This window comes from Streptomyces sp. NPDC127100, assembly GCF_042724095.1.
Taxonomy (GTDB): Bacteria; Actinomycetota; Actinomycetes; order Streptomycetales; family Streptomycetaceae; genus Streptomyces.
Map to the genome: position 1 here is coordinate 19,487 of NZ_JBHXFL010000033.1, position 24,187 is coordinate 43,673.

Annotated in this window: 17 protein-coding genes and 1 tRNA gene; 7 read left to right on the forward strand and 11 right to left on the reverse strand. The window is 71.6% G+C overall.

From position 1 onward, the window contains the following. The 3 genes from ACFWJB_RS25535 to ACFWJB_RS25545 form a co-directional block, all read right to left on the reverse strand. Positions 1-657 (reverse strand): hypothetical protein, encoded by a 657-nt coding sequence (locus ACFWJB_RS25535; protein WP_385462076.1) that lies wholly within the window; start codon positions 655-657, stop codon positions 1-3. Continuing rightward, positions 654-1,061 (reverse strand): hypothetical protein, encoded by a 408-nt coding sequence (locus ACFWJB_RS25540; protein WP_385462073.1) that lies wholly within the window; start codon positions 1,059-1,061, stop codon positions 654-656. Before ACFWJB_RS25540 ends, ACFWJB_RS25535 begins: the two co-directional genes overlap by 4 nt. A 152-nt stretch (positions 1,062-1,213) precedes the next feature. Next, the gene (locus ACFWJB_RS25545; RefSeq protein ID WP_385462070.1) at positions 1,214-1,870 is read right to left on the reverse strand and encodes an ANTAR domain-containing response regulator; all 657 of its coding nucleotides are present in this window, start codon (positions 1,868-1,870) and stop codon (positions 1,214-1,216) included. Between the two features lie 102 nt (positions 1,871-1,972). Between ACFWJB_RS25545 and ACFWJB_RS25550 the strand changes: the two genes are divergently transcribed. Next, positions 1,973-2,056 (forward strand) — tRNA-Leu (locus ACFWJB_RS25550). Between the two features lie 82 nt (positions 2,057-2,138). Further along, on the forward strand, positions 2,139-2,927 hold the full coding sequence (locus ACFWJB_RS25555) for a helix-turn-helix domain-containing protein (protein WP_386925088.1): 789 nt from the start codon (positions 2,139-2,141) through the stop codon (positions 2,925-2,927). Between the two features lies 1 nt (position 2,928). Here ACFWJB_RS25555 and pyk read toward each other — a convergent pair whose 3' ends face one another. Beyond that, positions 2,929-4,365: a pyruvate kinase gene (gene pyk, locus ACFWJB_RS25560; RefSeq protein ID WP_385462064.1), complete on the reverse strand. Its 1,437-nt coding sequence runs from the start codon at positions 4,363-4,365 to the stop codon at positions 2,929-2,931. 213 nt (positions 4,366-4,578) lie between these two features. Here pyk and ACFWJB_RS25565 point away from each other — a divergent pair, with 213 nt between their 5' ends. Next, positions 4,579-6,384, forward strand: coding sequence for a bifunctional metallophosphatase/5'-nucleotidase (locus tag ACFWJB_RS25565; protein ID WP_386925091.1), 1,806 nt, complete (start codon positions 4,579-4,581; stop codon positions 6,382-6,384). A gap of 23 nt (positions 6,385-6,407) precedes the next feature. Here ACFWJB_RS25565 and ACFWJB_RS25570 read toward each other — a convergent pair whose 3' ends face one another. From ACFWJB_RS25570 to ACFWJB_RS25585, 4 genes are all read right to left on the reverse strand, one after another. Further along, entirely contained in the window at positions 6,408-7,820 is a 1,413-nt protein-coding gene (locus ACFWJB_RS25570; protein WP_386925093.1) for a lysine N(6)-hydroxylase/L-ornithine N(5)-oxygenase family protein, read from the reverse strand. Beyond that, positions 7,817-9,175 (reverse strand): pyridoxal phosphate-dependent decarboxylase family protein, encoded by a 1,359-nt coding sequence (locus ACFWJB_RS25575; protein WP_385462055.1) that lies wholly within the window; start codon positions 9,173-9,175, stop codon positions 7,817-7,819. The genes ACFWJB_RS25570 and ACFWJB_RS25575 overlap by 4 nt, the downstream gene beginning before the upstream one ends. A 173-nt stretch (positions 9,176-9,348) precedes the next feature. After that, complete coding sequence (gene pepN / locus ACFWJB_RS25580) at positions 9,349-11,877, reverse strand: aminopeptidase N (RefSeq protein WP_385462053.1); 2,529 nt, start codon at positions 11,875-11,877, stop codon at positions 9,349-9,351. Between the two features lie 175 nt (positions 11,878-12,052). Beyond that, the gene (locus ACFWJB_RS25585) at positions 12,053-12,391 is read right to left on the reverse strand and encodes a chorismate mutase (RefSeq protein WP_385462050.1); all 339 of its coding nucleotides are present in this window, start codon (positions 12,389-12,391) and stop codon (positions 12,053-12,055) included. 115 nt (positions 12,392-12,506) lie between these two features. On the opposite strand from ACFWJB_RS25585, the gene ACFWJB_RS25590 reads away from it, so the two are divergent. The 3 genes from ACFWJB_RS25590 to ACFWJB_RS25600 all read left to right on the forward strand — a co-directional run bounded on the left by ACFWJB_RS25590 (position 12,507) and on the right by ACFWJB_RS25600 (position 15,414). Then, positions 12,507-13,400, forward strand: a complete 894-nt coding sequence (locus ACFWJB_RS25590; protein ID WP_385462047.1) for a hypothetical protein — start codon at positions 12,507-12,509, stop codon at positions 13,398-13,400. A 185-nt stretch (positions 13,401-13,585) separates the two neighbouring features. Further along, positions 13,586-14,515, forward strand: coding sequence for a rhomboid family intramembrane serine protease (locus tag ACFWJB_RS25595; RefSeq protein ID WP_386925096.1), 930 nt, complete (start codon positions 13,586-13,588; stop codon positions 14,513-14,515). Beyond that, positions 14,512-15,414: a chitosanase gene (locus ACFWJB_RS25600; RefSeq protein ID WP_385462041.1), complete on the forward strand. Its 903-nt coding sequence runs from the start codon at positions 14,512-14,514 to the stop codon at positions 15,412-15,414. The genes ACFWJB_RS25595 and ACFWJB_RS25600 overlap by 4 nt, the downstream gene beginning before the upstream one ends. 100 nt (positions 15,415-15,514) lie before the next feature. Here ACFWJB_RS25600 and ACFWJB_RS25605 read toward each other — a convergent pair whose 3' ends face one another. The 3 genes from ACFWJB_RS25605 to ACFWJB_RS25615 form a co-directional block, all read right to left on the reverse strand. Continuing rightward, the gene (locus tag ACFWJB_RS25605) at positions 15,515-16,978 is read right to left on the reverse strand and encodes a glutamate synthase subunit beta (protein WP_385462038.1); all 1,464 of its coding nucleotides are present in this window, start codon (positions 16,976-16,978) and stop codon (positions 15,515-15,517) included. After that, entirely contained in the window at positions 16,971-21,515 is a 4,545-nt protein-coding gene (gene gltB / locus ACFWJB_RS25610) for a glutamate synthase large subunit (protein ID WP_386925128.1), read from the reverse strand. The genes ACFWJB_RS25605 and gltB overlap by 8 nt, the downstream gene beginning before the upstream one ends. Before the next feature lie 436 nt (positions 21,516-21,951). Beyond that, a complete protein-coding gene (locus ACFWJB_RS25615; protein ID WP_386925099.1) occupies positions 21,952-22,683 on the reverse strand; it encodes a VIT1/CCC1 transporter family protein in 732 nt (243 codons plus the stop codon). Between the two features lie 256 nt (positions 22,684-22,939). On the opposite strand from ACFWJB_RS25615, the gene ACFWJB_RS25620 reads away from it, so the two are divergent. Beyond that, positions 22,940-24,064, forward strand: coding sequence for an ADP-ribosylglycohydrolase family protein (locus ACFWJB_RS25620; RefSeq protein ID WP_385462031.1), 1,125 nt, complete (start codon positions 22,940-22,942; stop codon positions 24,062-24,064). Positions 24,065-24,187: the final 123 nt, after the last annotated feature.

The window sequence follows — 24,187 nt, forward strand, 5'->3', positions numbered from 1 at the left end:
TCAGTTCCCCCCGGAGTCACCCTGCTGTGCCTGCTGCTGCGCGCGTTCCTCGGGCGACGGACCGAACGTGTCGTCCAGCGCCTGGTCGAACTGCTCGTCCGAGATCCCGAGCGCCTGGTTGAGCAGGTCCGCCCGGCGCCCGCCCTCACCCTCGGTCAGGACCGTGCGGCCGGTGTCCTTCCACGTCTGCGAGATGTCCTGCCCCGCCTGCTCGAACGACTGCGCACTCCAGTCCGGATCCAGATAGTCCGGCGTGAACACGTCGCCCCAGCCCTGCTGGGTGATCTCCTCCTCCGACGCGTGCGGATTGCCGCCCATCACCGAGTTCACACCGACCTTCAGCGCGCCCTCGACGTACTGGTCGTGCTCCCACTGCGTGCCCGCGGCCAGACCCAGGCGGTCGGCGATCTCGCTCGCGTCGTGGACCAAGGCGCGCACGCCCCACTCCCAGCGCTCGCAGAAGTCCTCGAAGTCGGTCGACAGACCGTGGTGCCCGGCCTCCATACCGGTCATCGCCAGCTCGGAGAAACCCTTGCCCATCACCGAGCCCGTGGAGTCACCGATCTCACCGAGCTGGTCGATCGTGCCGCCCAGCCCCTTGGTGAACTTCGCGACCGCCGCCTTGTCGAACTGCAGGTCGGGTCCGTCCCCGCTCATGCCCGAACCCCCTCGCCCGCGTCGACGGCAGCCCCGTCCGGAACGATGCCCACGACCGGCGGGAAGAACATCGACCCGTCCTCCGTCGCGATGTCCACCGCGAGCCCCGCCGGCTCACCCAGCGACGGCACGATCTCGTCGACGATGCGGGCACCGAGCAGCACCGCGTACTCCATGGGCCGCCCGCCCGGCGCGTGCAGCAGGGCGAAGCGGGCCAGCGCGGCCTCGTCGGTGAAGGCGCAGACCCAGCGCACCCCGCCCGAACGCGCGCTCCACAGACCGCCGTCGGCCAGCGGCACCAGCAACGCCGATCTCCGCATCTCGCCCACCAACGCCCGCGGATCACCGACTCCCGCCCGCCGCTCGGCGATACGCCCGGCGAGCACCGTCCCTGCCTGCTCCACGGCTCCTCCCCCGTCCTCCGGTGCCTGGCGGCACCCTAGGACAGGACGCGGTGGGCGAGGCGGACGGTTCTGTGCAGGATCGGTGTGAACCGCACGACGAGGCCCGCGCCCCCTGCCGCACAGGGAACACGGGCCTCGTGAGGTACCGGGCGTCAGCCCTTGGACGCCTTCTTCTCCTCGGCGTCCTGGATGACCGCCTCGGCCACCTGCTGCATCGACATCCGCCGGTCCATCGACGTCTTCTGGATCCACCGGAACGCGGCCGGCTCGGTGAGCCCGTACTGCGTCTGCAGCACCGACTTCGCCCGATCCACCAGCTTCCGCGTCTCCAGCCGCTGCGAGAGGTCCGCGACCTCCTGCTCCAGCGCCTTCAGCTCCGTGAAGCGCGAGACGGCCATCTCGATCGCCGGAACGACATCGCTCTTGCTGAACGGCTTCACCAGGTACGCCATCGCACCGGCGTCCCGCGCCCGCTCCACGAGGTCGCGCTGCGAGAACGCGGTCAGCATCAGCACCGGCGCGATGCTCTCCTCGGCGATCTTCTCGGCCGCGGAGATACCGTCCAGCTTGGGCATCTTCACGTCGAGGATCACGAGATCGGGCTTGTGCTCCCGGGCCAGCTCCACGGCCTGCTCGCCGTCACCGGCCTCACCGACGACGGAGTACCCCTCCTCCTCCAGCATCTCTTTGAGATCCAGCCGGATGAGCGCCTCGTCCTCGGCGATGACGACGCGGGTCGTCAGCGGAGGCACGTGCGACTTCTCGTCTTCGGGCACGTCAGCGGGCTGGGGCGACTCGGGGGCGGTCACGTGGGCGCTCCTTGTTCGGGGCAGGCGGTACTGCTGACAAGAGCCTACCTAGCTGCGACGGATCGAAGTGAACCGGTACACTTCCGAGCGATCACCAATCTTGCCCGGTTGGAGGAACTGGTCAGACTCGCGGCACTCAAAATGCCGTGCCCTTTGGGCATGTGGGTTCGAATCCCACACCGGGCACATTCCCGAGCGGAGGCTCACGTTCTCGTGAACCTCCGCTTTTTGCTGCCCACGGCGCCTCCTGGTGACGCACGGTGAGCGCATGAGTATCCACAGCACTGACGTACGACAGAAGGCCCTGACCCTGCTGCGCGGCGGCGCGAAGAACGCGGATGTGGCCCGGGCGCTGAACGTCCCGATGGGCACGATCGGCTACTGGAAACACCTCGATCGCGCCAAGCGGGGCGAAAGTCCGGGCAGACACGATCCACGCTGTCCCAGGTGTGACGGGCGGGAACTGGACGAAGCCGCATACAGCTATCTGCTGGGCCTCTACCTCGGCGACGGCCACATCAGCCATTACTCCGAACACCGTGTGCCCAACCTCATGGTCACCTGTGCCGACTCGTGGCCCGGCCTCATCGAGGACTGCGAAGAGGCCATGCGTGCGGTCTTCCCCGACAACGCGACCTGTCGGGTCCGCAAGACCGGCTGTCACAATGTGAAGGTCTACTCGAAGCACCTGCCGTGCCTCTTTCCCCAGCACGGCCCCGGGAAGAAGCACGATCGCCGGATCGCCCTCCACCCCTGGCAACAGGCGATCGTGAAGGTTCACTCCTGGAGCTTCATCCGCGGCCTGATCCACTCCGACGGCTGCCGGATCACCAACTGGACCACCCGACTCGTCGGCGGCGTCCGCAAGCGCTACGAGTACCCCCGGTACCTTTTCGCCAACAAGTCCGACGACATCCGGAAGCTCTTCACCGACACCCTCGACACGGTCGGTGTCGAGTGGACGACCCTCGCACGCGGCAGCGACCCCTTCAACATCTCCGTCGCCCGCAGAGCCTCCGTCGCGCTCATGGACGCCCACGTCGGACCCAAGTACTGACCTACCGGGGACCGTCGTCCTCGCCGATGTGGTGGACGCGGACCAGGTTCGTCGTGCCCGAGACGCCCGGCGGGGAGCCGGCCGTGATGATCACCACGTCGCCCTTCCGGCAGCGGCCGTACTCCGTCAGGAGTTCGTCCACCTGGTCGACCATCGCGTCCGTGGAGTCCACGTGCGGGCCGAGGAAGGTCTCCACGCCCCAGGTCAGGTTCAGCTGGGAGCGGGTCGCCGGTTCCGGGGTGAAGGCGAGCAGCGGGATGGGTGAGCGGTAGCGGGACAGGCGGCGGGCGGTGTCGCCCGACTGGGTGAAGGCGACCAGGTACTTGGCGCCGAGGAAGTCGCCGATCTCCGCCGCCGCGCGGGCGACGGCGCCGCCCTGGGTGCGGGGCTTGTTGCGGTCGGTCAGCGGGGGCAGGCCCTTGGCGAGGATGTCCTCCTCGGCCGCCTCGACGATGCGGGCCATCGTGCGCACCGTGTCGGCCGCGTGCTTGCCGACGCTGGTCTCGCCGGAGAGCATCACGGCGTCCGTGCCGTCGATGACCGCGTTGGCCACGTCGGAGGCCTCCGCGCGGGTCGGACGGGCATTGTCGATCATGGAGTCGAGCATCTGGGTGGCGACGATGACCGGCTTGGCGTTGCGCTTGGCCAGCTTGATCGCGCGCTTCTGGACGATTGGGACCTGTTCGAGGGGCATTTCGACGCCGAGGTCGCCCCGGGCGACCATGATGCCGTCGAAGGCGGCGACGATGTCGTCGATGTTCTCGACGGCCTGGGGCTTCTCGACCTTGGCGATGACGGGGAGGCGGCGGCCCTCCTCGTCCATGATGCGGTGGACGTCGAGGACGTCCCGGCCGCTGCGCACGAAGGACAGGGCGACGACGTCGAAGCCGTTGCGCAGGGCCCAGCGCAGGTCGTCCTCGTCCTTCTTGGACAGGGCGGGGACGGAGACGGCGACGCCGGGGAGGTTGAGGCCCTTGTGGTCGGAGACCACGCCGCCCTCGATCACGGTGGTGTGCACGCGGGGGCCGTCGACGGCGGTGACCTCGAGGCAGACCTTGCCGTCGTCGACGAGGACGCGTTCGCCCGGGGTGACGTCGTCGGCGAGGCCGGCGTAGGTGGTGCCGCAGATGTGGCGGTCGCCGCCGACGCCCTCCTCGACGGTGATGGTGAAGGTGTCGCCGCGTTCAAGGAGTACGGGGCCCTCGGTGAAGTGGCCGAGCCGGATCTTCGGGCCCTGAAGGTCGGCGAGGGTGCCCACGCTGCGGCCGGTCTCGTCGGAGGCCTTCCGGACGCGGTGGTATCGCTCTTCGTGTTCGGCGTGGGTGCCGTGACTGAAATTGAAGCGGGCGATGTCCATTCCGGCGTCGACCAGGCTCTTGATCTGGTCGTACGAGTCGGTGGCGGGCCCCAGTGTGCAGACGATCTTCGCTCGGCGCATGGGTCGAGCCTATGACCTACCGCCGGGTAGTGAATTGGCCACACATGACGACTCAACAACCTCTGAGTAAAGGGTCATTGACAAGTGTTGAATTGTGCACCGGTTCGCTCCGATGAGCGTGTCTACCGGCGCCCACTCTTGACAGGTGTCATGCCCAGGACAGAATCTACGCGCGTTGTTGATGATGTGACGGGTCACCGAGGAGAGTCAGTCATGCCGTTGAACCGCCGGAAGTTCCTGAGCAGGTCCGCCGTGACGGGGGCGGGGGTGGCGCTGGCCGGCGCGGTGGCGGCTCCGGCGGCCGAGGCGGCCCCCGCGCACCGGGGTCCCAAGAAGCCGAAGCGGTACGCGCTGACGGTGCTCGGCACGACCGACCTGCACGGGCACGTCTTCAACTGGGACTACTTCAAGGACGCGGAGTACACGGACGCGGCGGGCAACGCCCAGGGCCTGGCCCGGATCTCGACGCTGGTGAACCGGATCCGTGAGGAGCGGGGCCAGCAGAACACGCTGCTGCTGGACGCGGGTGACACCATCCAGGGCACGCCGCTGACGTACTACTACGCGAAGGTGGACCCGATCACCGCCGAGGGCGGCCCGGTCCATCCGATGGCGCAGGCGATGAACGCGATCGGGTACGACGCGGTGGCGCTGGGCAATCACGAGTTCAACTACGGCATCGAGACGCTGCGGAAGTTCGAGGAGCAGTGCGACTTCCCGCTGCTCGGTGCAAACGCGGTGGACGCGAAGACGCTGAAGCCGGCCTTCCCCCCGTACTTCATGAAGACGTTCCGGGTGAAGGGCGCGCCGCCGGTGAAGGTGGCGGTGCTGGGGCTGACGAACCCCGGCATCGCGATCTGGGACAAGGCGTACGTGCAGGGGAAGCTGGCGTTCCCGGGGCTGGAGGAGCAGGCGGCGAAGTGGGTGCCGAAGCTGCGTTCGATGGGTGCGGACGTGGTGGTCGTCTCGGCGCACTCGGGTTCGTCGGGCACGTCGTCCTACGGTGACCAGGTGCCGTACGTGGAGAACGCCGCGGCGAACGTGGCCCGGCAGGTGCCGGGGATCGACGCGATTCTCGTCGGGCACGCGCACGTGGAGATCCCGGAGCTGAAGGTCGTCAACGAGAAGACGGGGAAGACGGTCGTGCTGTCGGAGCCGCTGTGCTACGCCGAGCGGCTCACCCTGTTCGACTTCGATCTGGTATTCGAGCGCGGCCGGTGGCAGGTCGAGTCGGTGCGGGCGTCGCTGCGTGATTCCAGCACGGTGGAGGACGACCCGCGGATCGGCAGGCTGCTGGCGGACGAGCACGCGCAGGTCGTGGCGTACGTCAATCAGGTGGTCGGCACGGCGACCGAGACGCTGACGACGGTGGAGGCGCGGTACAAGGACGCCCCGATCATCGACCTGATCACCAAGGTGCAGGAGGACGTGGTCAGGGAGGCGCTGGCGGGCACGGAGTACGCGTCGCTGCCGGTGCTGGCGCAGGCGTCGCCGTTCTCGCGGACGTCGGAGATCCCGGCCGGCGAGGTGACGATCCGGGACCTGTCGAGCCTTTACGTGTACGACAACACGCTGGTGGCGAAGCTGATGACGGGGGCGCAGCTGCGGGCGTACCTGGAGTACTCGGCGGAGTACTACGTGCGGACGGCGGCGGGTGCGCCGGTGGACGTGGAGAAGCTGACGAACGCCAACGGCCGCCCGGACTACAACTACGACTACGTGTCGGGGCTGACGTACGAGATCGACGTCGCTCAGGCGGCCGGTTCGCGGATCAGGAATCTGTCCTTCGGGGGTGCTCCGCTGGACGACGCGCAGCAGTTCGTGCTGGCGGTGAACAACTACCGGGCCAATGGCGGGGGTGCGTTCCCGCACGTGGCGTCGGCCAAGGAGCTGTGGTCGGAGTCGACGGAGATCCGTACGCGGATCGCCGAGTGGGTGACGGCGAGGGGTGTGCTGGACCCGAAGGACTTCGCGTCGGTGGACTGGTCGCTGACGCGGGAGGGTACGCCGGTGTTCTGACGCGCCGATCGCGGTTCGCGGCCTCAGATTCCGTCCGCCAGCGGGGTGAGTTCCCGGTAGTGGCGTGCGGACGGGATCTGGGGCCGTCCGCGTTCCAGGCCGAAGGTGGTGAAGGCGGTGCGGCCGGGCAGGGGGTAGGGCTCCTGCCCGGTGAGGTCGTTGAGGATGGTGGCGCTGCGCCAGGCGGCGAGTCCGAGGTCGGGTGCGCCGACGCCGTGGGTGTGGGTCTCGGCGTTCTGGACGTAGACGGAGCCGGTGACGCGGGGGTCGAGGGAGAGGCGGAAGCGTTCGTCGACGCGGGGGCGTTCGCGGTTGTCGCGGTGCAGGTACGGGTCGAGGCCGGCGAGGATGCGGCCGAGGGGGCGTTCGCGGTAGCCGGTGGCGAGGACGACGGCGCCGGTGGTGAGGCGGGAGCGGGTGTTCTGCTGGGTGTGTTCCAGGTGGAGTTCGATCCGGGTGGCGGTGACGCGGCCGGCGGTGCGGACGCGGACGCCGGGGGTGAGCACGGTGTCGGGCCAGCCGCCGTCGAGGGTGCGGCGGTAGAGCTCGTCGTGGATGGCGGCGCTGGTGTCGGCGTCGATGCCCTTGTGGAGCTGCCACTGTGCGGCGACGAGGCGGTCGCGTACGGGTTCGGGCAGGGTGTGGAAGTAGCGGGTGTGGTCGGGGGTGAAGTGCTCCAGACCGAGCTTGGAGTACTCCATGGGGGCGAATGCCTCGGTGCGGCCGAGCCAGTGGAGGCGTTCGCGGCCGGCGGGGCGGTGGCGGAGCAGGTCGAGGAAGATCTCCGCGCCGGACTGGCCGGTGCCGATGACGGTGACGTGTTCGGCGGCGAGGAGCGCGTCGCGGTGGTCGAGGTAGTCGGCGGAGTGGATCACGGGCACGCCGGGGGCGTCGGCGAGGGGTCTGAGCGCGTCGGGGACGTGCGGTTCGGTGCCGATGCCGAGGACGACGTTGCGGGTGTGGGTGCGGCCGACGGCGTCGGCCTCTCCGTCGGCGTCGAGTCGGGTGTAGTCGACCTCGAAGAGCTCCCGCTCGGGGTTCCAGCGGACGGCGTCGACCTGGTGGTGGAAGCGGAGGGTGGGCAGGTGTTCGGCGACCCAGCGGCAGTAGGCGTCGTATTCGGCGCGCTGGATGTGGAAGCGTTCCGCGAAGTAGAAGGGGTAGAGGCGTTCGCGGGCGCGGAGGTGGTTGAGGAACGTCCAGGGGCTGGCGGGGTCGACCAGGGTGACGAGGTCGGCGAGGAACGGGACCTGGATGCGGGCGCCGTCGATGAGCTGGCCGGGGTGCCAGCGGAAGGCGGGGCGCTGGTCGTAGAAGACGGCGTCGAGTGCCGGGAGGGGGTCGGCTAGGGCGGCGAGGGAGAGGTTGAAGGGGCCGATGCCGATGCCGACGAGGTCGCGGGGTGTCGCCGGGGTGTGGGGGGTGGGGGCGCTCATCGCGGGGTGTGTCCTTCCACGAGGCTGAGGAGGCCGGCCAGGTCGTCGGGCCGGGTGTGGGGGTTGAGGAGGGTGGCCTTGAGCCAGAGCCGGCCGTCGGCGCGGGCGCGGCCGAGGACGGCGCGGCCGGCGGTGAGCAGGTCGCGGCGTACGGCGGCGACGTCGGTGTCGGTGGCGTGTGCGGGCCGGAACAGGACCGTGCTGATGGTGGGCGGGGCGTGGAGGGTGAACCCCGGGTGGCTGTCGACGAGGGCGGCGAACTCGTGGGCGCGGGCGCAGACTTCGTCGACGAGGGCGCCGAGGCCGGTGCGGCCGAGGGTCTTGAGGGTGACGGCGATCTTGAGGATGTCGGGCCGGCGGCTCGTGCGTGGGGAGCGGCTCAGCAGGTCGGGCAGTCCGGCGTCGGTGTCGTCGTCGGCGCAGAGGTAGTCGGCGCGCTGGCGCAGTGCGGTGAGGTCGTCGGGGTTCTTGACGGCGAGGAGGCCGGTGGCGATGGGCTGCCAGCCGAGTTTGTGCAGGTCGAGGGTGACGGTGTCGGCGGCGTCGAGGCCGGCGAGGCGGGCGCGGTGGCGGTCGCTGAAGAGGAGACCCGCGCCGTAGGCGGCGTCGACGTGCAGGCGGGCGCCGTGGGCGGCGCAGAGGGCGGCGATGTCGGGCAGGGGGTCGATGAGGCCGGCGTCGGTGGTGCCGGCGGTGGCGGCGACGAGGTGGGGGCCGGGGAGGGTGGTGAGGGCGTCGTCGAGGGCGGCGGGGTCGAGGGTGCCGGCCGGGGCGGGGATGCCGACGGGTTCGGGGAGTCCGAGGAGCCAGGCGGCGCGGGGCAGGGAGTGGTGGGCGTTGGTCCCGTGGAGGAGCCGGAGGCCGGCGCCGCGGGTCTCGCGGGCGAGCAGGACGGCGAGCTGGTTGGATTCGGTGCCGCCGGTGGTGACGAGGGCGTCGGCGGCGCCTGCCTGCTCGGCGAGGGCGCGGGTGACCAGGGTTTCCAGGGTGGAGGCTGCGGGTGCCTGGTCCCAGGAGTCGAGGGAGGGGTTGAGGGCGCTCGCGGCGAGGTCGGCGGCGGCCGCGACGGCGAGGGGCGGGCCGTGCAGGTGGGCGGCGCACAGGGGGTGGGCGGGGTCGGCGGCGCCTTCGGCGAGTGCGGTGACGAGGACGCGCAGCGCGTCGGGGTCGCCCCGTTCGGGCAGGACCTCTCCGAGGGCGTCGCGCAGTCCGGTGGTGACGGCGTCGGGTCCGCCGGCGGGCAGTGGTCCGCCGCGGGCGGCGGCGCCGGCGCGCAGTGCGTCGAGCACGGTGTCGCACAGCGGCCGCAGGGCGTCGGGGCCGTGCGGGCCCGAGGCGAGGGGCGGCATGCCCATGGGCTGTCCTCCGGGCGCGGGGACGGGATCTACAGGGTGTACGCGGTTGCGTGTCCGCGCCCGGAAAGCCGAACGATCAGAACCCGAAAGGGGGTAATTCGGCGGGAGTGGGTGTGCCGGGGCGGCGGTGCGGCCGGCCTCCGCGGGGTCGGGAGGCCGGCCGCGTCGCCGGGTCAGCCGGCCGGGGTGCCGCGCACCCGCAGGGCGCGGGCGAGGTCGTCGAGCTGGTCGACGAGCTTGCGGCGCAGGGCGGGGACGGGGTCGGCGGTGGCGAGGCATTCCTGGCCGAGGCGCAGGGTCTTGGCGTCGACGGCGTGCGCGGGGAAGGCCCAGCGGCCGACGGCTTCGGCGATGGCGGGGCCGCGGCGGGCGGCGACGGCGACGGCTTCGGCGTAGTAGCGGGGGACGTAGCCGGCGACGAGGTCGGCCTGTTCGGGCTGCCAGAAGCCCTGGGCGGTGGCGGTGAACAGGTAGTTGGACAGGTCGTCGGAGGCGAACATCGCGGCCCAGGCGCTGCTCTTGGCCTCGGCGTCGGGCAGTGCGGCGCGGCAGCGGGCGGCGCCCTCCTGGCCGGTGGCGCTGGGGTCGCGTTCGAGTTCGGCGGCGATCGCCGTCTCGTCGGTGGCGCCGAGGACGGCGAGGCGGGTGAGGATGCGCCAGCGCAGTTCGGGGTCGAGTTCCGGGCCGCCGGGGACGGTGCCGTCGGCGAGCCAGGCGGCGATGGTGTCCGGGTGGGCGGCGGCGTCGATGTAGTGGCGTACGGCGATCAGGCGCAGGCCGGGGTGGTCGCCGTCCTCGGTGCGGCGGATGAGGTCGCGGCACAGGTCGGAGAGGGTCGCCAGGGCGGCGGGCCGCTGCTCGGGGGTGAGGTGGCGGTCGGCGATCTGGGTGGCGGCGAAGGCGAGGACGCCCGCGACGAGGGCGAGGTCGGTCTCGTGCGGGAGGTGGGCGCGGGCGGTGTCGAGGTAGGCGGTGGCGGGGAGTTCGCCGTCGCGGACGGCGTCGCGCAGGGCGTTCCAGACGACGGCGCGGGTGAGGGGGTCGGGCAGGCCGGACAGGGCGGTGCTCAGGGTCCGGAAGGAGTCGGCGTCGAAGCGGATCTTGGCGTAGGTGAGGTCGCCGTCGTTCAGGACGACGAGTGCGGGCCGGGCGCCCGCGGTGCTGAGGGCGATGTTCCCGTCGGCGGGGACGTCCGCCTCGAGGCGTTGGCGCAGGGTGAGGCGGCCGGCGTCGTGCAGGTCGTGGTCGTAGGCGCCGATGGTGACGCGGTGGGGGCGGGTGCCTCCGGTGCTGCCCCGGTGCTCGATGTCGAGGTGCCAGGTGCCGTTCTCGGCGCGCAGTTCCGGCACGAGGGTGTCGACGCCGGTGGTGCGCAGCCAGGCGTCGGCCCAGGCGTGGACGTCGCGTTCGGTGGCGGAGGCGAGGGAGTCGATGAAGTCGGCGAGGGTGGCGTTGGCGAACTTGTGCCGGTCGAAGTGGGTGTTGATGCCGGCGAGGAAGTCCTTCTCGCCGAGCCAGGCGACGAGCTGGCGCAGGGCGGAGGCGCCCTTGGCGTAGGAGATGCCGTCGAAGTTGAGGAGCGCGGAGGCGGTGTCCTCGACGTTCTCGGGGGCGACGGGGTGGGTGGAGGGGCGCTGGTCGGCGTCGTAGCCCCAGGGCTTGCGGGTGACTCCGAAGTCGGTCCAGCTGCCGGTGAAGCGGGTGGCCTCGGCACAGGTCTGGTAGCCCATGTACTCGGCGAAGGACTCGTTCAGCCAGATGTCGTCCCACCACCTGAGGGTGACGAGGTCGCCGAACCACATGTGGGCCATCTCGTGGGCGATGACCATGGCGCGGGTCTGCCGTTCGGTGTCGGTGACGGCGGAGCGGAAGACGAACTCGTCGCGGAAGGTGACCAGTCCCGGGTTCTCCATGGCGCCGGCGTTGAACTCGGGGACGAACGCCTGGTCGTAGGAGTCGAAGGGGTAGGGCTCGGCGAACTTCTCGTGGTAGCGGTCGAAGCAGGCGCGGGTGACGTCGAGGAGCTCGTCGGTGTCGGCGTCGAGGTGGGGGGCGAGCGAGCGGCGGCAGTGGAGGCCGAAGGGCAGGCCGCGGTGTTCGGTGCGCACGGAGTGCCAGGGGCCCGCGGCGACGGCGACGAGGTAGGTGGAGATGAGCGGGGTGGTGGCGGCCTTCCAGTGGCCGTCGCCGGTGTGTTCGGTGATGCCGTTGGCGAGGACGGTCCAGCCCTCGGGCGCGGTGACGGCGAGGTCGAAGACGGCCTTGAGGTCGGGCTGGTCGAAGGCGGCGAAGACGCGCTGCACGTCGTCCATGAACAGCTGGGTGTAGACGTAGGTCTCGTCGTCGGTGGGGTCGGTGAAGCGGTGCATGCCCTCGCCGGTGCGGGAGTAGCGCATGGCCGCGTCGACGCGCAGTTCGTGCTCGCCGGGGGCGAGGTTCTTCAGCGGCAGGCGGTTCTCGTCCAGGGTGTCCGGGTCGAGGGGGTGTCCGTCCAGGGTGACGCTGCGCAGCTCGGCGGGCTTGACCTCGACGAAGGTGTCCGTGCTGTCCGTCCCGGCGCGGACGGTGAACCGGATGACGGTACGGGAGTCGAAGGTCTCGTCGCCACCGGTCAGATCGAGGTCGATCGCGTAGTGGTGGACGTCGAGGAGCTGGGCACGGGTCTGCGCTTCGTCGCGCGTCAGTACGGACATGCAGGACATGCTGCCTGATGCGGTGGGCGGGGCACAGGGGCGGATCGGTACGCGGGGTTTATCCGGTCCGCGCCGGGTCCGCGCCGGGCGCGGGGTGCCCGGGGCGGGTGCGGGGCGGAGGGGGTGCGCGGTCGGGCGCCGTCGTGGTGCCGCCGCGCCCGCCCTCTGCCCGCGGGGGCGTGGGTCAGCCGGCCCCGTTGCCGGTGTCCTCCGCGATGCGCTCGTGGTGGTGGATGACCTCGGCGATGATGAAGTTGAGAAACTTCTCGGCGAACGCCGGGTCGAGTTTGGCGCTCTCGGCGAGGGCGCGCAGCCGGGCGATCTGCTTGGCCTCGCGGGCGGGGTCGGCGGGCGGCAGCTGGTGGTGGGCCTTGAGGTGGCCGACCTGCTGGGTGCACTTGAAGCGCTCGGCGAGCATGTGGACGACGGCCGCGTCGATGTTGTCGATGCTGTCCCGCAGCCGGGCCAGTTCCTCGCGGACGGCGGGGTCGGCGGCACCGGTACCGGTGTTGCTGGTGGTCATGGCCGACCACCCTAAGGGCGCCGCGCCGGCCGCCGCAGACCGTCTCAGGCCGTGAGCGGCGCCGGGGCCCGGCTCGTACAGTGGAGGCACGGTCAGGCGTCTTGGGGGTGCGGGCGTGGCGAACGGTGGTCCGGTGGAGCACGGCTTCCCGCACCTGGACACGGTGCGGGCCGCCATCACGGCGCTGTACAGGCGTCTGTCGTACGACACCGTCCGGACGTTCTCGGCCAGTGTGGCCCCGGCCGACGTGGCGTTCTGCGACACGGACGACCTGTATCTGGGCGCGCAGCGGGTGGCGAGCGAGCTGGTGCGCCACTACCGGCTGCCGGACGCCCGGCTGATCGTCTCCTTCCGTGGGATGACGCATGCGGCGAACGTCGAGCTGGCGGCGGGCCCGGAGTACTTCGTCGAGCTGAACGACCGCTTCCGCACGCACCGCCGGGACATCGGCGCGGCCCTCGCCCACGAGGTGATGCACGTCTACCTGCACCGGATGGACCTGTCCTTCCCGGGGACGCGGGACAACGAGATCCTCACGGACACGGCGGCGGCGTACCTGGGCGCGGGGTGGCTGCTGCTGGACGCCTTCCGGGAGGACGCGACGTCGTCGCAGAAGCTGGGGTACCTGACGCCGGAGGAGTTCGGGTACGTGCTCGCCAAGCGGGCGCTGCTGTTCGGGGAGGATCCGGCGGTGTGGTTCACCAGTCCGCAGGCCTACAGGGCGTACGTCGAGGGCAGGGCGCGGGCCCTGCGGGACGAGCAGCAGCCGCCGCTGACGGCGGCCGGGTGGGCGGGGCGCCGCCGGTACGCCCGGGACCGGCGGCGCGCGTCGGACCCGCATGCCGCCCCCGTGACGGACGCGCCCTACTCCTTCCTGCCGGACGCGCGCGGGCCGCTGCGGGTGTCGTTCCCCTGCCCGACGTGCCACCAGCGGATCGGGGTGCCGGTGCAGGGGCGGGTGCGGGCGCGGTGCGGGCTGTGCCGGACGGTGCTGGAGTGCGACACGTAGGGGCGGCGGCTCGCCCTCCCGCACCCCGGTGAGGGTGACCGCGGCCGTGCGGACTCGCCCGCGCGCGCCGGCGGCCGGGCGTACGGCACTGCGGACCCCGCCTCTCGGCGACCTCACAGTGTTTCGATATTTTGTTCGCCGCCGTCCCCACCGGCTCACCGTCCGCCCGTCCCGAGGAGCCGGCCGTGGATTCCGAGTCCACCGTCACCACCTGCTACCGCCATCCCGCGGTGGAGTGTCATGTCCGCTGCACGCGCTGCGACCGTTTCATCTGCCCGGACTGCATGCACGAGGCCGCGGTGGGCCACCACTGCCCGGAGTGCGTGAAGGACGGTGCCCGGTCCGTGCGGCAGGCCCGCACGATCGTCGGCGGCCGGATCTCGGCGACGCCCTTCGTGACGTACGTACTGATCGGGCTCAACGTCCTCGCGTACCTGGGTGAGCTGGTGCGGCCGGGGATCGTGGACCGGTTCTCGATGGTCGGCGCGCGCCTGGCCGGGCCGGACGGCGGCCACTACGTCTACCAGAGCGTGTTCCCGGCGGACTTCCGTGCCGAGGGTGTCGTGGCCGGCGAGTGGGAGCGGATGCTCACCGGCGCCTTCCTGCACCTGGAGCCCACCGAGGGCGTGTTCGGCATCCTGCACATCGTGATGAACATGGCCGCGCTGTGGCAGCTCGGCCGCGTGGTGGAGCCGATGCTCGGCCGCGTCCGGTACGCCGTCCTGTACCTGCTGTCGGCGCTCGGCGGTTCCGTGCTGTGCCTGCTCCTCGCCGATCCCGCCCAGCCCTCTGTCGGCGCGTCGGGCGCGGTCTTCGGCCTCGGAGCCGCGTACTACGTCCTGGCCCGGCGGCTGGGCGCGGACATGGCGCCGGTCAACCGCTTCATGGGCTTCCTGCTGCTGTGGCTGCTGATCTCCGCGGGGCTCACCTCGTGGCAGGGCCACCTGGGCGGTCTGCTGACGGGCGGTGCGGTGGCCGCGGCGTACGCGTACGCGCCCCGCGACGGACGCCGGGTGCTGGTGCAGGCGGGCGCCTGCGCGGGTGTGGTGGTGCTGCTGGCGGTGTCGGCGGCGGTCAAGGTCTCGGAACTGTCAGGTGGAGGTATCCCCCAGTGAAACGTGCCGGTGTGCTGCTCCTCGCGGCCGTCCCCGTGGTCGCCACGGGGGTGTACTTCCTGATGCCGGCGGACTCGGCCGACGCCCCGGCCACTCCGCCGGCCACCACCGCCCAGTCGGCCCGCGACGACGCCAAGGACCGGGCCGAGCAGGAGCGGAACGCGGACGACGAGCTGATCGCCGACCTGCCGCCGGGGCTCGCCGCCCCGGCGAAGAAGGAACTGGCGCAGCAACTGGTGTCCAGCGCCGAGAACTCGACCACCGACTGGCGCAGCGCCTACGGCACCATCGAGGACCTCGGTCAGGGCGACGGCTACACCGCGGGCATCATCGGCTTCTGCACCGGCACCCACGACCTGCTCGCCCTGGTCGAGCACTACACCGAGGAGCACCCGGACAACGGCCTGGCGAAGTACCTGCCGGCCCTGCGCGAGGTGGACGGCACCGACTCCCACGAGGGCCTCGACCCCGGCTTCACGGCCGCCTGGGAGGCGGAGGCGCGGCTCCCCGCGTTCCGCACGGCCCAGGAGCAGGAGCGCGACCGCGTCTACTTCCAGCCGTCGGTGCGCCTGGCCAAGCTGGACGGGCTCGGCACGCTGGGCCAGTTCGTCTACTTCGACGCGATGGTCTTCCACGGCCCCGACAGCGACGCGGACGGCTTCTACAGCCTGCGCGAGCGTGCCATGGAGAAGGCGAGGACCCCGGGCGAGGGCGGGTCCGAGAAGGCCTACCTGGACGCTTTCCTCGACGTCCGGCGCGACGCCATGCTGGCCAAGCGGCCGGACATCGACACCTCACGCGTCGACACGGCCCAGCGCCGGTTCCTGAGGGCGGGGAACCTGGCCCTGGACACGCCGCTGGTGTGGGAGATGTACGGGGACACCTACAAGCTGCCCTGAACATGCGACGGCGCCTGCCCGTTCGTCCGGTCGGGGACAGGGCAGGCGCCGTCAGTGTTCCGCACGCCTTTGTGCGGGACGACTGGTGGGGCTTCCGGCGTCAGACCGCCAGTGCGCGGTCCGTCGGGCGGATCGGGGCCGGCAGGTCGCTGGCTCCGGTCAGGAAGCGGTCCGCGCCGCGTGCGGCGGAGCGGCCCTCGGCGATCGCCCAGACGATGAGCGACTGGCCGCGGCCGGCGTCACCGGCGACGAACACACCCGGCACATTGGTCTGGAAGTCGGCGTCCCGGGCGATGTTACCCCGTTCGTCGAGCTCCAGGCCGAACTGGTCGACCAGGCCGTTCTCCCGGTCGGTGCCGGTGAAGCCCATGGCGAGGGTGACGAGCTGGGCCGGGATCTTGCGCTCGGTGCCCGGCTTCGGGGTCAGCCTGCCCTCGACGAACTCGACCTCGCTCATGTGCAGCCACTGGACGTTGCCGTCCTCGTCGCCCTCGAAGTGGGTCGTGGAGACGGCGTAGACCCGCTCGCCGCCCTCCTCGTGGGCGCTGGTGACCTTGTAGAGCATCGGGAAGGTCGGCCACGGCTGCGCGACCGGGTTCCGCTCCTCGCCCGGCCGGGGCATGATCTCCAGCTGGGTGACGGAGGCCGCGCCCTGACGGTGGGCGGTGCCCACGCAGTCGGCGCCGGTGTCGCCGCCGCCGATGACGACGACGTGCTTGCCCTCGGCGGAGATCGGCGGGGCGACGTAGTCGCCCTCCTGCACCTTGTTGGCCAGGGGCAGGTACTCCATGGCCTGGTGGATGCCGTTCAGCTCGCGGCCGGGGACCGGCAGGTCGCGGGCGGTGGTGGCGCCGGCGGCGATGACGACGGCGTCGTAGCGCTTCTTCAGGTCGGTCGCCTTGAGGTCGCGGCCGATCTCGACGCCGGTGCGGAAGCGGGTGCCCTCCGCGCGCATCTGCTCTATGCGGCGGTTGATGTGCCGCTTCTCCATCTTGAACTCGGGGATGCCGTACCGGAGGAGGCCTCCGACGCGGTCCGCGCGCTCGTAGACGGCGACGGTGTGGCCGGCCCGGGTCAGCTGCTGGGCGGCGGCCAGGCCCGCGGGGCCCGAGCCGATGACCGCGACGGTCTTGCCGGACAGGCGCTCCGGGATCTGCGGGGCGACGTCCCCGGTCTCCCACGCCTTGTCGATGATCGAGACCTCGACGTTCTTGATGGTCACCGGCGGCTGGTTGATGCCGAGCACGCACGCCGACTCGCACGGAGCCGGGCACAGGCGGCCGGTGAACTCCGGGAAGTTGTTGGTGGCGTGCAGGCGCTCCTGCGCGGCCGACCAGTCCTCGCGGTAGGCGTAGTCGTTCCACTCGGGGATCAGGTTCCCGAGCGGGCAGCCGTTGTGGCAGAACGGGATGCCGCAGTCCATGCACCGGCTGGCCTGCTTGCTGATGATCGGCAGCAGGGAGCCGGGGACGTAGACCTCGTTCCAGTCCTTGACGCGTTCCGTGACGGGCCGGGTCTTGGCGACCTCGCGGCCGTGGTTCAGGAAGCCCTTGGGATCAGCCATTGGTCGCCGCCTCCATCATCTTCTCGGTGATCTCGGTCTCGGAGAGACCGGCTCGCTCGGCGGCGTCCTTGGCGGCGAGCACTGCCTTGTACGTACGGGGAATGATCTTGCTGAAGCGCTCCGCAGCGGCCGGCCAGTCGGCGAGCAGCTTCCGGGCGACCGTGGACCCGGTCTCCTCGGCGTGGCGGCGCACCACGTCGTGCAGCCACTCCTTGTCCGCGTCGTCCAGTGCCTCGACCGCGTCGAGGTTGCCGGCGTTGACGTTGTCCGGGTCGAGGTCGACGACGTAGGCGGTGCCGCCGGACATGCCGGCCGCGAAGTTGCGCCCGGTCTCGCCGAGGACGACCGCCTGGCCGCCGGTCATGTACTCGCAGCCGTGGTCGCCGACGCCCTCGGAGACGACCAGCGCGCCGGAGTTGCGGACGCAGAAGCGCTCGCCGACCTTGCCGCGCAGGAACATCTCGCCGCCGGTGGCGCCGTAGCCGATGGTGTTGCCGGCGATGGTGGAGTACTCGGCGAGGTGGTCGGCGCCCCGGTCGGGGCGGACGATCAGCCGGCCGCCGGAGAGGCCCTTGCCGACGTAGTCGTTGGCGTCGCCCTCCAGGCGCAGCGTGATGCCGCGCGGGACGAAGGCGCCGAAGGACTGGCCGGCGGAACCGGTGAAGGTGATGTCGACGGTGTCGTCGGGCAGGCCCGCGCCGCCGAACTTCTTCGTCACCTCGTGGCCGAGCATGGTGCCGACCGTGCGGTTGATGTTGCGGATGGCGACCTGGGCTCGCACCGGTGCGGCACCGGTGGCGTCCGTGGCGCCCAGCGCGTCCGAGGCGAGCTTGATCAGCTCGTTGTCGAGGGCCTTCTCCAGGCCGTGGTCCTGGCCGACGGCCTGGTGGCGGACCGCGCCCTCGGGCAGCTCGGGCACGTGGAAGAGCGGGGCCAGGTCCAGGCCCTGCGCCTTCCAGTGGTTCACGGCGCGGGTGACGTCGAGGGCCTCGGCGTGGCCGACGGCCTCCTCGATGGAGCGGAAGCCCAGCTCGGCGAGGATCTCGCGGACCTCCTCGGCGATGAACCGGAAGAAGTTCACGATGTACTCGGCCTTGCCGGCGAACCGGTCGCGCAGCACCGGGTTCTGGGTGGCGATGCCGACCGGGCAGGTGTCCAGGTGGCAGACGCGCATCATGACGCAGCCGGAGACGACGAGCGGCGCGGTGGCGAAGCCGAACTCCTCGGCGCCCAGCAGCGCGGCGATGACGACGTCGCGGCCGGTCTTGAGCTGGCCGTCGGTCTGGACGACGATCCGGTCGCGCAGACCGTTGAGCAGCAGGGTCTGCTGGGTCTCGGCGAGGCCGAGCTCCCAGGGGCCGCCCGCGTGCTTGAGCGAGGTGAGCGGGGAGGCGCCGGTGCCGCCGTCGTGGCCGGAGATGAGCACGACGTCCGCGTGGGCCTTGGACACGCCCGCCGCGACCGTGCCGACGCCGACCTCGGAGACCAGCTTGACGTGGATCCGCGCCTGCGGATTCGCGTTCTTCAGGTCGTGGATCAGCTGGGCGAGGTCCTCGATGGAGTAGATGTCGTGGTGCGGCGGCGGGGAGATCAGGCCGACGCCGGGGGTGGAGTGCCGGGTCTTGGCGACCCAGGGGTACACCTTGTGGCCGGGGAGCTGGCCGCCCTCGCCGGGCTTGGCGCCCTGGGCCATCTTGATCTGGATGTCGTCCGCGTTGACCAGGTACTCGGAGGTGACGCCGAAGCGGCCGGAGGCGACCTGCTTGATCGCCGACCGGCGGGCCGGGTCGTACAGGCGCTCCGGGTCCTCGCCGCCCTCACCGGTGTTGGACTTGCCGCCCAGCTGGTTCATGGCGACGGCGAGCGTCTCGTGCGCCTCCTGGGAGATGGAGCCGTACGACATGGCGCCGGTGGAGAAGCGCTTGACGATCTCGGAGACGGGCTCGACCTCGTCGAGGGGCACCGGCTGCCGGCCGGAGGTGAAGCCGAAGAGGCCGCGCAGCGTCATCAGGCGCTCGGACTGCTCGTTCACGCGGTCGGTGTACTTCTTGAAGATGTCGTACCGGCCGGAGCGCGTGGAGTGCTGGAGTCGGAAGACCGTCTCCGGGTCGAACAGGTGCGGCTCGCCCTCGCGGCGCCACTGGTACTCGCCGCCGATCTCCAGCGCCCGGTGCGCGGGCGCGATGCCGCTGGCCGGGTAGGCCTTCGCGTGGCGGGCGGCGACCTCCTTGGCGACGACGTCGATGCCGACACCGCCGATCTTGGTGGCGGTGCCGTTGAAGTACTTCTCCACGAAGCCCTCGTCGAGGCCGACGGCCTCGAAGACCTGGGCGCCGCGGTAGGAGGCGACGGTGGAGATGCCCATCTTGGACATGACCTTGAGGACGCCCTTGCCGAGGGCGTGGATCAGGTTGCGGATGGCCTGCTCGGGCTCGCCGTCCTCGGTCTGCAGGAAGGTGCCGGCGCGGACCAGGTCCTCGACGGACTCCATGGCCAGGTAGGGGTTGACGGCCGCGGCGCCGTAGCCGATGAGCAGGGCGACGTGGTGGACCTCGCGGACGTCGCCGGCCTCGACCAGCAGGCCCACCTGGGTGCGCTGCTTGGTGCGGATGAGGTGGTGGTGGACGGCCGCGGTGAGCAGCAGCGACGGGATCGGGGCGTGCTCGGCGTCCGAGTGGCGGTCCGACAGGACGATCAGCCGGGCGCCGTTCTCGATGGCGGCGTCGGCCTCGGCGCAGATCTCCTCTATGCGCGCGGCGAGCGCTTCGCCGCCGCCGTGCACCCGGTACAGGCCGGAGAGGGTCGCGGCCTTGAAACCGGGCATGTCGCCGTCGGCGTTGATGTGGATGAGCTTGGCCAGCTCGTCGTTGTCGATGACCGGGAAGGGCAGGACGACGCTGCGGCAGGAGGCGGCCGTCGGGTCGAGCAGGTTGCCCTGCGGGCCGAGCGAGCTGCGCAGGGAGGTGACCAGTTCCTCGCGGATCGCGTCCAGCGGCGGGTTGGTGACCTGCGCGAAGAGCTGGGTGAAGTAGTCGAAGAGCAGCCGGGGGCGCTCGGACAGCGCGGCGATCGGCGAGTCGGTGCCCATGGAGCCGATCGGCTCGGCACCGGCCTTGGCCATCGGCGCGAGGATGACGCGCAGCTCCTCCTCGGTGTACCCGAAGGTCTGCTGGCGCCGGGTGACCGAGGCGTGGGTGTGCACGATGTGCTCGCGCTCGGGCAGGTCGGACAGCTCGATCTCGCCGGCCTCGAGCCACTCGGCGTACGGCATCTCCGCCGCGAGCTGGGCCTTGATCTCGTCGTCCTCGATGATGCGGTGCTCGGCGGTGTCCACGAGGAACATGCGGCCGGGCTGGAGGCGGCCCTTGCGGACGACCTTCGCCGGGTCGATGTCGAGGACGCCGACCTCGGAGCCGAGGACGACGAGGCCGTCGTCGGTGACCCAGTAGCGGCCGGGGCGCAGACCGTTGCGGTCCAGGACGGCGCCGACCTGGGTGCCGTCGGTGAAGGTGACGCAGGCGGGGCCGTCCCAGGGCTCCATCATCGTGGAGTGGAACTGGTAGAAGGCGCGCCGGGCCGGCTCCATGGAGTCGTGGTTCTCCCACGCCTCCGGGATCATCATCAGCACGGAGTGCGGCAGTGACCGCCCGCCCAGGTGCAGCAGCTCGAGGACCTCGTCGAAGGAGGCGGAGTCCGAGGCGTCGGGCGTACAGATCGGGAACAGCCGCTCCAGGTCCGGGGAGGCGCCGAAGACGTCGGAGACGAGCTGGGACTCGCGGGCGACCATCCAGTTGCGGTTGCCCTTGACCGTGTTGATCTCGCCGTTGTGCGCGACGAAGCGGTACGGGTGGGCGAGCGGCCACGACGGGAAGGTGTTCGTGGAGAACCGGGAGTGCACGAGCGCGATCGCGGACGCGAAGCGGCGGTCGGACAGGTCCGGGAAGAAGGGCTCGAGCTGGCCGGTGGTCAGCATGCCCTTGTAGACGATGGTCCGCGCGGACAGCGACGGGAAGTAGACGCCCACCTCGCGCTCGGCGCGCTTGCGGAGCGCGAAGGCGCGGCGGTCGAGGGCGATGCCCCGCGAGGCGCCGTCAGTCACGAAGACCTGGCGGAAGACCGGCATGGTCGAGCGGGCGGTGGCGCCGAGCATCTGCGGGGCGACCGGGACCTCGCGCCAGCCGAGGACGGTGAGGCCCTCCTCGGCCGCGATCGTCCCGATCCGCGTGACGGCGTCCTCGGTGCCGTCCGCCGGCAGGAAGGCGATGCCCACGGCGTACGCCCCGGCCTCGGGCAGCTCGAATTCGGCCACCTCGCGGAAGAAGGCGTCCGGCACCTGGGAGAGGATGCCCGCGCCGTCGCCCGAGTCGGGCTCGGAGCCGGTGGCACCGCGGTGCTCCAGGTTGCGCAGGACGGTCAGGGCCTGGTCGACAAGGGTGTGGGAGGCCTCGCCCGTGAGGGTGGCGACGAAGCCGACGCCGCAGGCGTCGTGCTCGTTGCGGGGGTCGTACATACCCTGCGCAGCAGGGCGAGCATCCATGAAGGACCAGTTCTGGCCATTCGCGGAGTGCTGGGACGGCTGGCGCGGCGTACGCATCGGCTCTCCCGTCGTCGTCAGGTGGCATGTGGCAAGTTGCCGAGGGACGACGTTGGCCCTCTGCGGTGGGTGCAAAATTTGATGCAGATTACATGATGGAGCGGTTCTCGGTAACCGGGATAATCCGTTCCATCATGCGGACATCGGCGGGTCTTCCGGCGGGGTACCGGATCCCGGCGACGGAAGCCTTGGAGACCGCTGCGGACAGATCGGTGTCCGTCGGGGCCCTGGGGGGCGGGGGGAGCGTCGTCGCCCACTCCGCGAGTACACGTCGGGCGTCGTTGCCCGCAGCGCTTACGGCTCATGCCCGATGGTCATGCACTCGAAACCAGCGAGTAACGACTACTTATGCGGTCCGACGCATAAGTTCGAGGCCTGGCTATCCTACGGCCGTTCCGAACAGGCTGCCCAGGAGATATGTCACACCCGCCGCGGCGCCACCGAGCGCGAGCTGCCGCAGTCCGCTGTACCACCAGCTGCGCGCCGTCACCTTGGCCACCACCGCGCCGCACAGGAACAGACCGGCCAGCGCCAGCAGGACGGCGGGCCACAGCGCACTGGCGCCGAGCAGGAAGGGCAGGACCGGCAGCAGGGCGCCCAGGGCGAACGAACCGAACGACGACACGGCCGCGACCAGCGGGGACGGCAGGTCGCCGGGGTCGATGCCCAGCTCCTCGCGGGCGTGTATCTCCAGGGCCTGCTCGGGGTCCCGGGACAGCTGTCGGGCCACCTCGCGGGCGAGCTCCGGCTCGACGCCCCGCGCCTCATAGAGGGCGGCCAGCTCGGCCTCCTCGTCCTGCGGGTGCTTCCTCAGCTCCCGGCGCTCCACGTCCAGCTCGGCCTCGACGAGCTCGCGCTGGGAGGCGACGGAGGTGTACTCGCCGGCCGCCATGGAGAAGGCACCGGCGGCGAGACCGGCGAGGCCGCTGAGCACGACGGTCTGCTGGCCGGCCGCCCCGCCGGCGACGCCGGTCATGAGGGCGAGGTTGGAGACCAGGCCGTCCATGGCGCCGAAGACGGCGGGGCGCAGCCAGCCGCCGTTCACGTCCCGGTGGGTGTGGTTGTCGCGGTGCGCCTCGTGCAGCGACGCCTCGGTCTCGATGATGGCCACGGGTCCCCCAGAGGTCTTTTTGGACGAGTTCTACTTTTCGACAACACCAAACGTACGTCGGTCATGCCCGTCCCGCCAGCAAGGAAAGGCTGGGCTTACCTGCGCTTTCGTGCCCGCGCGGACTCGCGTGATCCCTTCTGCCCCCATGCCGACCGGGTGACGCTGGGGCGTGTGAGGCTGCGCGGCGAGCCGCACCGGGGACAGTTCCGCAAAGGGCTGTGCGCCTCTTCGGGCGCCGCCTGAGAGGAGAGGCCGCATGGCATCCACCGCCTGCATTCCCTCGGTCCCCGCCCCGGGGGACGCCGCCGGGCTCCGTGAACGGGCGCGCGGCGCGCTGCTCGGTCTGGCCGTCGGGGACGCCCTCGGGGCGCCGGCCGAGAACATGAAGCCCTCCGAGATCCGCGCCCGCTGGGGCCGCATCACCGGATACGTGGCGGAGCGGCCGTCCGGCACGGACGACACGGAGTACGCGATCTTCTCGGGTCTGCTGCTGGCCCGGCACGGTGCCGCGCTCACCCCGGCCCACGTGGAGGCGGCCTGGCACGAGTGGATCGCGGACCGGGAGGAGGGGCCCTTCCGGGGCGCGGGCTTCAGCGAGCGCGGCACCCTGGAGAACCTGCGCCGCGGGCTGGCCGCCCCCATCTCCGCCCAGCACCGCCACGCCTGGAGCGACGGGCTGGCCATGCGGGCCGCGCCGCACGGTGTGTTCGCGGCCGGCCGTCCCGCCGAGGCGGCCCGCCTGGTGGCGGTCGACGGTTCGGTCAGCCACGACGGCGAGGGCATCTACGGCGGGCAGGCGGTGGCCGCGGGTGTCGCGGCGGCGATGACGGGGGCGCCGCCCGTGGCGGTCGTGGCCTCGGCCCTGGCCGTCGTCCCGGACGACTCCTGGACGGCCCGCTGTCTGCGCCGCGCGATGACGGCGGCCCACCTCGGGGAACGCGCGGTCCGCTCCGCGGTGGTCATCGGCGGCTACCCGTGGACGGATCTCGCCCCCGAGGCGGTCGCCCTCGCCTTCGGCGCGTTCGCGGCGGCCGACGGGGACTTCACCGACGCCGTGCTGACGGCCGTGAACATGGGCCGCGACGCCGACACCACGGCGGCGGTGGCCGGCGCGCTGGCCGGGGCGAGCCGCGGGGTGGCCGCCATCCCGACCGAGTGGGCCTCGGCCATCGGCCCGGCCCGCGGCTCCTGCCTGCCGGCGATGGCCGGGCACCATGTGCTGGAGATCGCGGACCTGCTGGTGCCGGGCGTCCGGCCGGCGGGAGGTGGGGTCGCGGGAGGACCAGGGCCCGCGGAGCGCCGCGCCCCGGCGCCCGGGCACGAGCCCGCCGCGCTCGTGGCACGGGTGCCGGACGGCGGAGCGGCGGAGGTGTGGCCGTGACCCGCTCCCGCCCCGCCGACGAGGAAGCGGCCACCACGGCGTACGTGGCCCACCCCGACGACGACACCGCCCGGCCCGCCGTCGGCGGTGCCGCCTCGCCGGTCGCCGACGGCGGACCTCGCC

What these genes read in the sequence shown, in the direction of transcription:
- ACFWJB_RS25565 (WP_386925091.1), top strand. Translation starts at nt 4,579, where the DNA reads ATGCCGTTGAACCGCCGGAAGTTCCTGAGCAGGTCCGCCGTGACGGGG.
- ACFWJB_RS25570 (WP_386925093.1), bottom strand. Translation starts at nt 7,820, where the DNA reads ATGAGCGCCCCCACCCCCCACACCCCGGCGACACCCCGCGACCTCGTC.
- ACFWJB_RS25605 (WP_385462038.1), bottom strand. Translation starts at nt 16,978, where the DNA reads ATGGCTGATCCCAAGGGCTTCCTGAACCACGGCCGCGAGGTCGCCAAG.
- pepN (WP_385462053.1), bottom strand. Translation starts at nt 11,877, where the DNA reads ATGTCCTGCATGTCCGTACTGACGCGCGACGAAGCGCAGACCCGTGCC.
- pyk (WP_385462064.1), bottom strand. Translation starts at nt 4,365, where the DNA reads ATGCGCCGAGCGAAGATCGTCTGCACACTGGGGCCCGCCACCGACTCG.
- ACFWJB_RS25585 (WP_385462050.1), bottom strand. Translation starts at nt 12,391, where the DNA reads ATGACCACCAGCAACACCGGTACCGGTGCCGCCGACCCCGCCGTCCGC.
- gltB (WP_386925128.1), bottom strand. Translation starts at nt 21,515, where the DNA reads ATGGATGCTCGCCCTGCTGCGCAGGGTATGTACGACCCCCGCAACGAG.
- ACFWJB_RS25620 (WP_385462031.1), top strand. Translation starts at nt 22,940, where the DNA reads ATGGCATCCACCGCCTGCATTCCCTCGGTCCCCGCCCCGGGGGACGCC.
- ACFWJB_RS25575 (WP_385462055.1), bottom strand. Translation starts at nt 9,175, where the DNA reads ATGGGCATGCCGCCCCTCGCCTCGGGCCCGCACGGCCCCGACGCCCTG.
- ACFWJB_RS25555 (WP_386925088.1), top strand. Translation starts at nt 2,139, where the DNA reads ATGAGTATCCACAGCACTGACGTACGACAGAAGGCCCTGACCCTGCTG.
- ACFWJB_RS25535 (WP_385462076.1), bottom strand. Translation starts at nt 657, where the DNA reads ATGAGCGGGGACGGACCCGACCTGCAGTTCGACAAGGCGGCGGTCGCG.